Raw genomic sequence first — 12,936 nt, 5'->3', positions numbered from 1 at the left:
TCACCAAAATATCAAATTAGTTTTTAGCTTGCTCCATCAATTTTTTACCTTTCGCAATAGCATCGTCGATAGTACCTACCAGGTTGAATGCCGCTTCTGGATACTCATCTACTTCACCGTCCATAATCATATTGAAACCACGGATAGTTTCTTCTATCGGAACCAATACACCTTGAAGACCTGTAAATTGCTCTGCTACGTGGAATGGTTGTGACAAGAAACGTTGTACACGACGGGCACGGGATACTGTCAATTTATCTTCTTCGCTCAATTCATCCATACCAAGGATAGCGATGATATCTTGTAATTCTTTATAACGTTGAAGAATCAATTTAACTCTATCCGCACAATTGTAATGCGCTTCACCTACTACAATCGGGGTAAGGATACGGGAAGTAGAATCCAATGGATCCACCGCAGGATAGATACCCAAATCCGCAATTTTACGCGACAATACCGTAGTAGCATCCAGGTGAGCAAATGTAGTTGCAGGAGCCGGATCCGTCAAATCATCCGCAGGTACGTAAACCGCCTGTACGGAAGTAATAGAACCTGATTTGGTGGAAGTGATACGTTCCTGCATCAAACCCATTTCAGTAGCCAATGTTGGTTGGTAACCCACCGCTGATGGCATACGACCCAACAATGCAGATACTTCAGAACCTGCCTGAGTGAAACGGAAGATATTATCTACGAAGAACAAGATGTCCTTACCTTTTCCTGTACCGTCACCATCACGGAAATATTCCGCCATAGTCAAACCTGATAAAGCAACACGGGCACGGGCTCCAGGAGGTTCGTTCATCTGACCGAATACGAAAGTTGCTTTTGAATCTTTCAAACCTTCCAAATCAACTGCATTCAAATCCCATCCGCCTTCTTCCATAGAATGCATGAATTTTTCGCCGTATTTTACAATACCTGCTTCAATCATCTCACGCATCAAGTCATTACCTTCACGGGTACGCTCACCCACACCGGCAAATACAGAAAGACCACCGTGTCCTTTTGCAATATTGTTAATCAATTCCTGAATCAATACCGTTTTACCAACACCTGCACCACCGAACAAACCGATTTTACCACCTTTTGCATAAGGCTCAATCAAATCGATAACTTTAATACCTGTGAAAAGGATTTCAGTTGAAGTGCTTAATTCGTCAAATTTTGGTGGCTTAGCATGAATAGGACGCGTATTTGCAGTCTTATCAGGCTGAGGTAAACCGTCAATCGCATCACCGGTTACATTGAATAAACGACCATAGATCTGAGCACCGGTAGGCATCGCAATTGCTTTTCCTGTATCTGTTACAGTCAATCCGCGAACCAAACCTTCTGTACCATCCATCGCCACGCAACGTACGCTATCTTCACCAAGGTGTTGTTGTACTTCAAGTACTAACTTTTCACCATTTTCGCGAGTTAACTCAAGAGCGTTGTAAATTTCAGGTAATTTACTGTCTGAAGAGAAATGCACGTCCACAACAGGGCCGATGATTTGCTTGATTTTACCAACGTTAGGCATATCAAAAATTAGATTTTTTTATAAAGAGATTTTCAATTCGGCTGCAAAGGTAAGAGATATTCTCAAAAAAAGGAAATGATATAAAAAAAGCTTTTAAAAAAGCAATATTTTTTTCGCTTTAACTTATCATTTCATTCAACCGATATTTTGATAACAAATAATTATTGATAGGCCCGTTGACTTGTTTAATGATTTTGTGCTTTTCCCATAATAGAATCCAAAGCATGCTTTAATTTGTCGCTGGCTGCCTTTACGGATATCTCATGGGTATTGCCATCGGCTGAGACAGCAATAGGTTGTTTGCTTTCTATTCTTGCTTCCAGCATGCATCTTTTGTCATTCGGTCCTATTTTTCTTCCGTTTTTATCGGAGAGGTGTACTTCCAGTCTTGTGATATGCTCACTGAAATGGCTTAATTCCTTTGATAATAATTCTCTCAGTTCTGCTCCGAAAGCTTCGTGAATTACCAGATTTTTATCTGCATTTAATTGGATCGTCATACGTTTTTTGAAAATTTATAGTATAGAATGTCTTGAAGTTACATAATTTAAACCGGACACAAGTTATATATATTACGGCAGTTAACAAAGATAACGTCTATTAGCTTGTAATTGTTGGCTATTGTTTAGCTTTCGTAGAGAAAGTAAGGAAATGATAAAATCTAATTTCGATAAAAAGGCAATCCTTTCTTATTTTTGCACCCATGAACAGACAAACGCTCATTGAACAGATCCGCAAGAAAAAGTCATTCCTTTGTGTCGGTCTTGATACAGATATTACCAAAATACCAACCCATCTTTTTGCAACCGACGATCCGGTTTTCGAATTCAACAAAGCCATTATTGATGCTACAAAAGACCATACCGTAGCTTATAAAATCAATACCGCATTCTACGAAGCACAAGGCCTGAAAGGCTGGATAAGCATGGGTAAAACACTGGATTACATCCCTAAGGATATTTTTACCATTGCCGACGCAAAACGTGGCGACATAGGGAATACGGCAGAGCAATATGCCAAAACATTCTTTGACACTTATCCTTACGACAGCGTTACGGTAGCGCCTTATATGGGTAAAGACAGTGTAGAACCTTTCCTGCAATTTCCGAATAAATGGGCTATCGTGCTGGGGTTGACCAGTAATAAAGGCAGCCATGATTTTCAGTTGCAGCCAAGCGGTGACGGTCTTTTGTATGAGAAGGTACTGACAACAGTCGCATCCTGGGGAAGTGTTGACAATACCATGTTTGTAATCGGTGCAACACAAAAAGACCAACTGGAAAGAGTACGTCAATTGATTCCTGATCATTTCTTACTGATACCGGGCGTCGGCGCACAAGGCGGAGATATGGATACAGTTGCAAAAACTGCCATGAATAAGGATGTTAGCATTTTGGTAAACGTAAGCCGCGCCATTATTTTTGCGGGCAACGGAATGGAATTTGCCGAACAGGCTGCTAAGGCCGCCGCCGGATACGGAGCGCAAATGAAGCCCTATTTTAAATAAGCTTCTTCAAATCAAAACAGCAAAGGAACCATTTATAGTGGTTCCTTTTTTATGATAATTCAATAGAAATAAAAATACAATTACCCTTTTTCTTCTTCAATTGCAGGAATACCGACAATCTCCGGGTCTTTCTTTGTACGGAACGAAATATGTCTTTGAAAGAAATAACTGAAAACGGCCAGTAATGCAGTTGTCAATGTTTGGGATGGTGTTGCCCAGAAACCGCAAAAACCGGCAAAAAAGTGAAGCAATACATAATTCAGCCCGATATTGATGCCCTGTAAAGTTGCAAACCTGAATAATTGCACCCTTCCTTTTAAATGCGACTCCTGAAAAACTACAAATTTGCTCAGAAAAAAACCTATCGGAAAGCTGACGCAAAAAGACACAATATAAGCAGCAATATACCTGTTTACCTGAATGCCGTCAACGTAAATGAATTCAGTTTTGAACAAATAATTATAGCTTAAAAAATAAACCAGTAAACCCAATACCGTTACACTTCCGCCGCAGGCTATATACCTGAATGTCTGCACAGGTACCCACCTCTTAGCCAGGGGGTAAAAAAAATCAATGATACCAATAATGGTATCTCTAACGAATGCTATTTTGCGGCTTTTAGAATAGTGTTTCACAAAGAAAGTTTCACGAGGCCGCAAATTTAATGAAAATGATATATTTCTACGGGACTATATTTTACTTTTAAATAAAAAGTTTGCCCGTTAACAAAACCGGCAAACTTTTACTGCCACAACATAGTGTGACTTTTATTTTCAGTTTAAATAAATAAACCAATTATACCTTTTTACGCCTGCGTTTGACGGCTGTTTTTGATATGGCTTTCTTAACCGTTTTCTTTACCGGCGCAGCGGCTTTTGTTTTCGTTGAAGAACCCGCAAGGCTTGCCTTTAATTGATCCAGCAAAGTAGAAACATCACCCGGTAATTTGCGTTCCACCGGTTTAGGCGCTTCATATTTTTTGCCCTTAGCTTTTCGTTTTATAAGTTTCAGCAGGTTTTCCGTGTATTCATCCTTGAAGCTGCTGATGTCAAAATCGGCCTGCATGGCATCTATCAAAGATGTTGCCATTTTTATTTCCGCAGGGCTTACCTTATAGCTTGCGGCAGGAATCTTGTAATCATCCAATGGCCTTATCTCTTCCTCAAAATGAATTTTGCAAAGTATCAATGCATTTTTAAAAACCTTGATAACACAAAGCACTTCTTTGTTCCGCATTACAAAGGAACCCATGCCCACCATTTTCGTTTTTATCATGGCATCCCTAAGTAAAGCATATGGCTTACTATCCGTCTTTCCCGGCTCCAGGTAATAAAAAGTTTCATAGAAAATCGTATCAATTTCATCTTCCTTTACAAAAGAAGTGATATTAATCTGTTTGCTCTTTTCGGCTGCAGCGCTTTCAAAGTCTTTCTGGTCGAGAATTACATAACTATCATTTAATTTGTAACCTTTCACAATCTTTTCCCACTTCACCTCCTTATCCGTCTTTTCGTTTACTCTTTTATAACGGATGCGCTGCTTGTCTTTTTCGTCCAGCATATCAAAATCCAGAGAAGAATCCTGGATAGCGCTGAACAATTTTACGTTGATATTTACAAGCCCGAAAGCTATTGTACCTGTCCATAACGACCTTGCCATAATTTAATTTTTTAGCATAAACAATCAGAAGGCGACCTTACCGCCTGTTACAGGAATAGTTGCACCGGAAACATAACTGCATTCACTGCAGGCAAGAAATACATAAGCAGGTGCAAGCTCGGCAGGTTGTGCAGGACGCTTCAAAGGATATTTTTTACCGAAATGTTTGGCATTAGGCATGGTAGAAGGAATCAATGGTGTCCATACAGGCCCGGGCGCAATAGCATTAACTCTTACGCCTGTACCCTGCTCTGCATACATCTGTGCAAGATTGGCGGTGAAATTCTGAATAGCACCCTTTGTAGCGGCATAATCCAGTAAAATCACATTAGGATCGTAAGAATTTACCGAGGCTGTATTGATGATGCAGCTGCCGGGTTTCAAATGCTTTTCTGCGGCCTTGCATAAATAGAACATGCCAAAGACATTTGTTTCAAATGTATGTTTCAAATCCTCTGTCGTAATTTCCTGTAAAGACAAATGCGCCATTTGATAAGCCGCATTATTGATCAGTATATCAATTTTACCGAACTCCTTCATGGCGGCATCTATTATTTCCCTGCAATTGTCTTCCGACCGGATATCGCTTTCAATAAGTAATGCCTTGCGTCCTGCCTGTTTTACCCATTTCGCCGTTTCCCGTGCATCCTCTTCTTCAATCCTGTATCCGTAACATACCACTACATCAGCGCCTTCCCTTGCATAAGCAATGGCAACCGCCCTGCCGATACCGGAATCCGCACCGGTAATGATAGCCACTTTGTCTTTAAGCCTGTCGTTGCCTTTATATGTTTTTTCGCCGTGGTTAACTTTAGGATTCATCTCCTTTTCCGTGCCCGGAACGGCGATTTTCCGCTGATTGGTAAAAGGCGGCTTTGGATATTTTATAGTTGAATGTTTCGTTTTCATACGGCTGTATTTGAATGAAATGATGATCAGTGTTAAATATTACAACAAGCATCTATAGGAAAGGGTTGTTGAGGGAAATACACTTTATAATTTCATTAATAAAACCAATGGCAACATCAGTATCCATCCCATAAAGCAATGATCTCAAACCATTATTAAATGAGATAAAAAACATAGGAATATCAGGCATTGTTAACCTGATAAGCTGCTATAATTAATCAATATGATACTTTTATTCTCAAATAAATGAATTTTATTAACAAATAAATGAATTTAATTGTCAAATAAGTTAAAATAATTGTCAAATAAGTGAATTAAATTAACAAGTCTGTCAGTTTTAGTATCAAATAAGTTAATTAAATTATCAAATAAATTAATTTAATTCTCAAATAAATGAATTATATTCTCAAATAAGTTAATCTTTTTGTGTGAATAAGTTATTTCATAGCCTTGTAATGATATAATTGTTATTGATAACAGCGCATTTCATCATAAGCTACCGTAACATAAATGCAATAAAATACTTATATTGCAATTCATTGCCAATAGACCGCCACGATGAAACATTTTATACTGCTTTTTTTTATTGCATGCTCCTTTTGTGCCTTTTCGCAAAATGATGACAAAGTATGGGTCTTCGGAACTCATGCGGGCATAAATTTCAATACTACTCCACCCTCCGCTATAACGACAGCCATAACAGGCTATGAAGGCACCGCTTCTATATGCGATGAAAACGGCCAATTGCTATTCTACACTCAAGGCATTGATATATGGGACCGGAACCATCAGATAATGCCCAATGGTGCAGGCATTATGCCTGTGTTGGGTGGTACTCCCACCACTACGCAACAGGCCGCTATTGTTAAAATGCCGGGTAGTGATAGTAAGTATTACGTTTTTTCTCTCCGGGATGGCAATGTTGAAGACGCGAAATTGTATTACAGTATTGTGGACATGTCGCTCAATAGTGGTTTCGGCGATGTGATACCTTCGCAAAAAACCATCCTTGTGGACAGCTATATGACGGAAAAGATGACAGTAGCCGCAGGCAATAATTGTGATGCCTGGCTAATGTTACGATCTGCGTATATGCAATACAAAGCATTTCATATTACTGCCGCAGGGCTTAATCCTGTACCCGTAATATCCGCTGTAGGCAGCGGTTCGGCGGGAAATTACATATACGGCTATCTTGTAATTTCACCTGATCGCACCAAAATGGCAGCTGCGGTGCAGACTGCTTTTGAGCTATACGATTTTGATGCAACAACGGGGCTGGTTTCCAATCCAAGGTTTGTACCTTCCACCACAAGCCCTTACCCCGATTCCTATTACGGCCTTTCTTTTTCTCCTGACAATACCAAACTATATACCGCGTCTATCGGTAACGGTATAAAGCAGTTTGATATAACACAACCCACCATAACAGCTATTCAGAATTCTGTGGTGTCTGTTTCAAGTATGATGGCGGCAGCAATACGTATTGCCCCTGACGGAAAGATTTATATTCCCCATCTGGCATCGGATATAGTGTCGAGCATTGATTACCCAAATCTTGCAGGCGCGGCCTGCCAGTTCAATGCCAATGCGCTGCAACTGGATTCGATAGATGTTTACGGGCTGCCTAATTACAATGTTTCCTTCAGGCGCGATTCTATAAGCAACCGGTATATAAGGCATCTTTGTGCCGACAGCGTTGTATTATCACCTTTTAATTCGGGTATAGATTACGTGTGGAACAACGGCAGCACATCATCATCGCGGACGGTAGCACAACCCGGCACCTATGTATTGAGGTACCATTATCTGTGCAGTTATTTTACCGATACTTTCCTGATACTGCCCAAACCCTTATTTCCGCAACTTAGCCTCCTGAAAGGCAACTGCGACGGGCAGCAGAATGGCAGCATAGCTTTCAGCCAGCAAGCCGGAGATACCACTACTTACCATTATTCATGGAGTGACGCTGCAGGTAATTTACTGACTGAATACTATGGTAATGCAGGTTTTCAGTTGTCTGCTATTATGGATGGCAATTACAGTTTAAAGATCGCTACAACTGACGGATGCGATACTGTTTTACAACTGAATATACCCTTATTGCCTGCTCCCCATGCTTCCTTTGAAAGCGGCAATCTTTTTTGCGTTGGAGAACCTGTTGTTTATACAAGTACAACTACAGCTCCTTATACCCTGCTTCAATGGTATTTCGGCGATGCGGGACAAGAAACAGGTGCGACACCGGAACATATATATAATCAGTCCGGCACCTATGAAGTAATGTTAGTAGCAACAAATGCTTCCTGTTCGGATACGGCCACGGCAAGTATTCATATCCGTGAATTTAACCTGCAGCTTAGTGCAGATAAAGATTTTCCGGATTTTAAAGAAAACATACAGCTGCAGACGTCTGCAACAGAACCATATACTGTTTCGGCATGGTTCCCCGAAAGCCTTTTTCCTCAGCAACAAGCTTTAAGCCAGGCATTGCAGGCTGATACTACCAGAACTTATATTGCAACAGGGCAATCATCAACATATCATTGTACCGACACAGCCACTATTACTATTCCAGTAAAACCGCTGCTGCATTTCCCCAATGCTTTTAGTCCCAATGCTGACGGGCTAAACGACTTTTTTGCGCCGGTTATCTGGGGCAGCGATATTGCTATTCAGCGTTTTGCTGTTTATGACCGCTGGGGCAACAAAATATGGAGCGCCAATGGCAGTGCCGCATTAAAAGGCTGGGACGGTCATTATTCCAATGGCAGGCTCGCAGATATGGGTACTTACTATTGGTATATGGAATACACAGATGCCTTACAAAAGCAAAGCCTGAAAGGCGATGTAATACTAATGAAATAAGTTCTGCCAGTTCAATATTGCATCCGCCACCATTTTCCGGTAAAGAGTTCTTTGTGCAGGAAGTGTTATATTTTGTCTTCGTTGCATCATATACTGAATGCTCTTTTGATACCTAACTTCTTCATTTTTGAAGCCAGTGTAGTCGGCGGTACACCTAATATCTCAGCAGCGCCGCCGGAGCCTCTTATTCTTCCCATACACTTATTCAATACTGCAAGTATATGCTCCCTTTCATTTTCTTCAATTGTCTTTACGTACCAGTCTTCATCCTGCAATTTCGTTTTAATATCTTTTATGGCCGGTAATGGAATGTCTTCAATTACATCGCTTTTGGAGAGAAGGATGCTGCGTTCTATAAGGTTTTCCAGCTCCCGTATATTGCCAGGCCAATGATAGGCCATAAGGCTTTGCAATGCTGTATCTGATACATGTTTAATATCCTTTCCCGTTCTTTTATTATACTGTTTTATAAAATGCCTGACAAGTAATATCAAATCTTCTTTACGGTCACGAAGCGGAGGAAGCTGTATCGGAAACACATTTATCCTGTAATAAAGATCAAGCCTGAAGCGGCCTTCAGCCACTTCCTTCTCCAGGTTGCGATTAGTTGCAGCAATGATTCTGACATTTACTTTAATTGACACGGAGCCACCCACACGCTCCATTTCCTTTTCCTGCAACACCCGTAGTAATTTCGATTGCATGTCCAGCCCCATCTCGCCGATTTCATCCAGAAACAAAGTACCGTTATTTGCTTGTTCAAACCTCCCCACCCTGCGTTCCGTTGCTCCTGTAAAAGAACCTTTTTCATGACCGAAAAGTTCTGATTCGATAAGGTTGGACGGCAAGGCAGCGCAGTTCAGCTTAATCATGGGGCCGTTTTTTCTGCCGGACATTTCATGGATACTTTCCGCAATCCGTTCTTTGCCTGTACCGCTTTCGCCCGTTATGAGTACCGTTGTATCTGCAGAAGCTACTTGCGTAATATAATCGAAGACCTTGAGCAACGGCGCACTTCTGCCGATAATGCCGTTAAAGCCATCCGTTATTTCCGGATGATGTGCAGATGCTGCATCAGATTTCAATAAAGGAGCAGATGCTATATCCTTTAATAAATTGCCGATAGCATTTACCAACGGATATTGCAGGCGTTCGCAGAGATGGACATGCTCTTCATTAAATCCGAATGCTTTCCGGCTAAAGAAGGTGAAGAAAAAAGTGGTTTGACCGCTGCCGGGCAACGGAACGGGCAGGGTCAGGTTTGATGCCATGTCAAAATACTTTGCAACCGCATTTTTCATCCCCGACACTTTACAGATTGATTGAAAATCTTTGCCGTTATACAGCATGACACCTTTGTCTGCAATTACGTTTTCAAAGTAGGATTGAAGCTCATGCGTTTTCAGGTTGGTAATCATTTGAAATGCATCAAAGCCGATGGTCTGGTATTCATTAAAACCGATTCGTAAAAATCCGATTACATCCTGAATCTTATTGTTATTGTTTTTAGGCACGGCAATGGCAAAGTCGTATGGAAGCAACGACTGTAATGATTGTATGATTTTAAACATGGATTCATTCCGGTTCCGTGAATGAAATTCCAGCTCTTTCAGTTGCTTTTGAAAGAATGTCTCTTTTCTTAAAGACGATTCCAAACCATGTTCCTGATGGTACTTTGCAATCTCCAGCGTTACTAAAAGATCCTTTTCACGAAAGGGTTTTACCAGAAAACCCAATGGATGCGTTTCTTTGGCAGCATTGAGAATCTCTTCGTTTGAATTGGCCGATAAGTAGATAAACCCTATATTCTCCTGCCGGAGATATTTGGCAAGATCGATACCTGTTTCTTTTCCTACAAGCTGGATGTCAAGCAAAACCATATCCGGCTTCTGCACTGTAATTGCTTTCTTTGCTTCTGCAACCGAACGGGCAATACTCTGTACTTCATATTCAGCATTCTTAAGCATGATACGCAGATGGTTTGCTTCAACAAACTGATCTTCTACAATCAGTATTTTATCTTTACGATTCATTTTCAAATGAATATTAAAATGGTATGTAAATTTTAATCTCACCCAATCCTTCACAATAATGACGGATTAGTGCATTTCATTCCTCGACACCTCATCCATAAATTCAATCTCAACTCTTGTTCCGTTCCTGCTGCTTAAATTAAAACTGCCTTCAATATCGGTACTGAGTCCTTCTATCAGTGTAAGGCCCAGTGAAGAGCATTTCCTGAAATCGAAATCATCCGGTAGGCCCTTACCATTGTCCTGTATATACAACATGAAGCGGGAATCATTTACAGGCTGCAAACCTATTTCAATAATACCTTTACCTGTGGGGAAAGCATACTTAATAGCATTGGTTACAGCTTCATTTATAATAAGGCCAATCGGTACGGAATATGCCAGTGAAAATTCAACGGGAGCGATATTTAACCTGAATGCTATTTCCGATGCCTGATCAAAACATCCTTTCAGGTATTCGGTAAGGTCAAAAATATAAGATGGCATGTCCGTAGAAGACAACTCTTCAGTCTGATAAAGTTTCTGATGAATAAGCGACATGGCGTAAACCCTGTTCTGACTATCGGTAATGGCAGACAAAGCCTCCCTTCCTTTTAAAAATTCGGTCTGGCTGGCCAGCAGTCCTACTACCATGTGCAGGTTATTTTTCACACGGTGATGTATTTCCTTTATAAGCCATTCTTTTTCTGTTACGAGCTTTTGCAGGTCATTATTTTTATCATGTATCTCTTTCTGCTGCCTTTGTAAAAGGTTATTTGTTTTTTGTTTTCTGCGGAATCCGTTGAACAATAAGAAAAGAATAATGATCAATAAAAACACACCGGCAAAAGTTATGTTCCTGATCAATGTTACATGTCTTAAATTGTTTTTTTGCAATGCTGCTCCTTGCCTGAGCAATAATATATCTTTATCTTTCCTGTCCGTTTCGTATTCAATATTCAATTGATTTATCTGCAGGCTTTTTGTTTCCCCTAACAACGAATCCTTGATGCCGGCATAAATCTGATAATGCCTGATGGCAGATAAATAATTTCCCATCGCAGAATCCACCCTGAATTGAAGCATATTATAATTCATTCTGGAGCCTCCCATGCTTTCCTTTCCGGTGTATGCGGCATAAGCTTTTACATAAAACGAAGCCTTTTGTAAGTTTCCCGTCTCTATATAAAAAGAAATGATCTTGGCTATTGCCCTGGAATAAAAAGTCATGTTGCCGGAATCTTTATTAATAGAATTTTCCAATATGGTGCAATAAACTGCAGCTTTATTATACAGCTTCAGATCCTGGTATATGGGCAACATCAGACTCGCTATTGCAGGCTGCTCTTCTTTTTCAAAACCCGGATATTTTTTAATCAATCTGTTTATATTATCCAGTGATTCCTTTGGTTTTTTAGACCAGAGCAGCACAAGCGAGATATTATAAGACACTGTATAAATACTACCCGTATCATTGTATTTGTTTGCAATAACCAATGCTTTGTCAAAATATTTTCCTGCATGCGGCATATCTTTTAAAGCGGAGTATGCCAGGCCAAGCCTGTTGTAATAAGTACAAAGAGACAAACTCGTATCGCCAAGCATCTCGGCTGACTTAATGGCCATAAGCCCATACTTCACCCCGTCGTTATAATTACCTATATGCGCAGAAACGGTTCCCAGTAAATCGTACACCCCTTGTAACGATTTATATCCGCTCTCCTGATAAAGTTTCAAAGCAGCCCTTAAATCATTTAATGAAAGTTGATACTGTGTCATGACCTGGTATAAATCCCCCGCTTCCCTTAAACAATCACCTTCCCTGCTTTTATTGTTTGCAACATGAAATGCCGCTGCCGCTTTATGAAGAATAGAAATCCTGTCTTTTGCGGGCATGCCATTGAGGGAATTATTGGACCATGACATCACATACGCTTCTCCTGCCTGGTCTTTATCGCCCAATGATTCGAAAAGCGCTGCTGCGCCGGTGGCATAGGCTATTCCTTTATTATAGTTATGCCTGATCTGGCAAATTCTTGACAATAGAAGATAGCCCGCCGCAATGGCATGCTTGTCTTTAAGCTTGTTCGAAATACGCAACGATTGGTTTACATATTGTTCCGATTCCCGTACTGCCGCTGTATTCCGGTCTTGCAATACATACCATCCGGCCAGCTTTAAAAGCAAACCGACCTTCATATCACTGACAGGCAAAAGCTGAACCTGCCGCTTCGCATTATTGACCTCTGCCTCCGTTTTGAACTCAGCCTGAGCCAAAGCAACGTGTATATTCCAAAAGGAAAAAAGCGCTATAAAAAAGGTGCTTTTAATCATTGCTGCTCATTTAAAAACTTACGAAAGAAGGATTAGCCTGCCGGCTTTAAATTGGTTAGTGCATTGAAAATACAGAATATATTCTTAAAAAAAGACGCTAAAAAAAATGAAAAGGTGGCGGC

At 40.5% G+C, this 12,936-nt stretch carries 9 protein-coding genes; 2 read left to right on the top strand and 7 right to left on the bottom strand.

What is annotated here, in order from left to right:
• Positions 1–16 precede the first annotated feature (16 nt).
• Positions 17–1,525, bottom strand: coding sequence for a F0F1 ATP synthase subunit beta (gene atpD / locus F0919_RS16280; protein WP_150033852.1), 1,509 nt, complete (start codon positions 1,523–1,525; stop codon positions 17–19).
• A gap of 185 nt (positions 1,526–1,710) precedes the next feature.
• Positions 1,711–2,025, bottom strand: a complete 315-nt coding sequence (locus F0919_RS16275; protein ID WP_150033851.1) for an HPF/RaiA family ribosome-associated protein — start codon at positions 2,023–2,025, stop codon at positions 1,711–1,713.
• Positions 2,026–2,228: 203 nt separating this feature from the next.
• Here F0919_RS16275 and pyrF point away from each other — a divergent pair, with 203 nt between their 5' ends.
• The gene (gene pyrF, locus F0919_RS16270; protein ID WP_150033850.1) at positions 2,229–3,032 is read left to right on the top strand and encodes an orotidine-5'-phosphate decarboxylase; all 804 of its coding nucleotides are present in this window, start codon (positions 2,229–2,231) and stop codon (positions 3,030–3,032) included.
• A gap of 80 nt (positions 3,033–3,112) precedes the next feature.
• On the opposite strand, the gene F0919_RS16265 is transcribed toward pyrF, so the two are convergent.
• The 3 genes from F0919_RS16265 to F0919_RS16255 form a co-directional block, all read right to left on the bottom strand.
• Positions 3,113–3,667: a GtrA family protein gene (locus F0919_RS16265; protein WP_190277418.1), complete on the bottom strand. Its 555-nt coding sequence runs from the start codon at positions 3,665–3,667 to the stop codon at positions 3,113–3,115.
• A 160-nt stretch (positions 3,668–3,827) separates the two neighbouring features.
• Positions 3,828–4,691 carry a non-homologous end joining protein Ku gene (gene ku / locus F0919_RS16260; RefSeq protein WP_150033848.1) on the bottom strand — a complete coding sequence of 288 codons (864 nt, stop codon included), beginning with the start codon at positions 4,689–4,691 and terminating at the stop codon, positions 3,828–3,830.
• A 24-nt stretch (positions 4,692–4,715) separates the two neighbouring features.
• Positions 4,716–5,600, bottom strand: coding sequence for an SDR family oxidoreductase (locus F0919_RS16255; RefSeq protein ID WP_150033847.1), 885 nt, complete (start codon positions 5,598–5,600; stop codon positions 4,716–4,718).
• A 558-nt stretch (positions 5,601–6,158) separates the two neighbouring features.
• On the opposite strand from F0919_RS16255, the gene F0919_RS16250 reads away from it, so the two are divergent.
• A complete protein-coding gene (locus tag F0919_RS16250; RefSeq protein ID WP_150033846.1) occupies positions 6,159–8,468 on the top strand; it encodes a T9SS type B sorting domain-containing protein in 2,310 nt (769 codons plus the stop codon).
• Positions 8,469–8,554: 86 nt separating this feature from the next.
• Here F0919_RS16250 and F0919_RS16245 read toward each other — a convergent pair whose 3' ends face one another.
• Complete coding sequence (locus tag F0919_RS16245; protein ID WP_150033845.1) at positions 8,555–10,501, bottom strand: sigma 54-interacting response regulator; 1,947 nt, start codon at positions 10,499–10,501, stop codon at positions 8,555–8,557.
• A gap of 66 nt (positions 10,502–10,567) precedes the next feature.
• Positions 10,568–12,814 carry a sensor histidine kinase gene (locus tag F0919_RS16240; protein WP_150033844.1) on the bottom strand — a complete coding sequence of 749 codons (2,247 nt, stop codon included), beginning with the start codon at positions 12,812–12,814 and terminating at the stop codon, positions 10,568–10,570.
• Between the last annotated feature and the right edge of the window lie 122 nt (positions 12,815–12,936).

This window comes from Taibaiella lutea, from assembly GCF_008629695.1.
Lineage (GTDB): Bacteria > Bacteroidota > Bacteroidia > Chitinophagales > Chitinophagaceae > Taibaiella > Taibaiella lutea.
The sequence above is the reverse complement of the archived record's forward strand: the minus strand, read 5'-3'. Positions and strand labels throughout refer to the sequence as shown.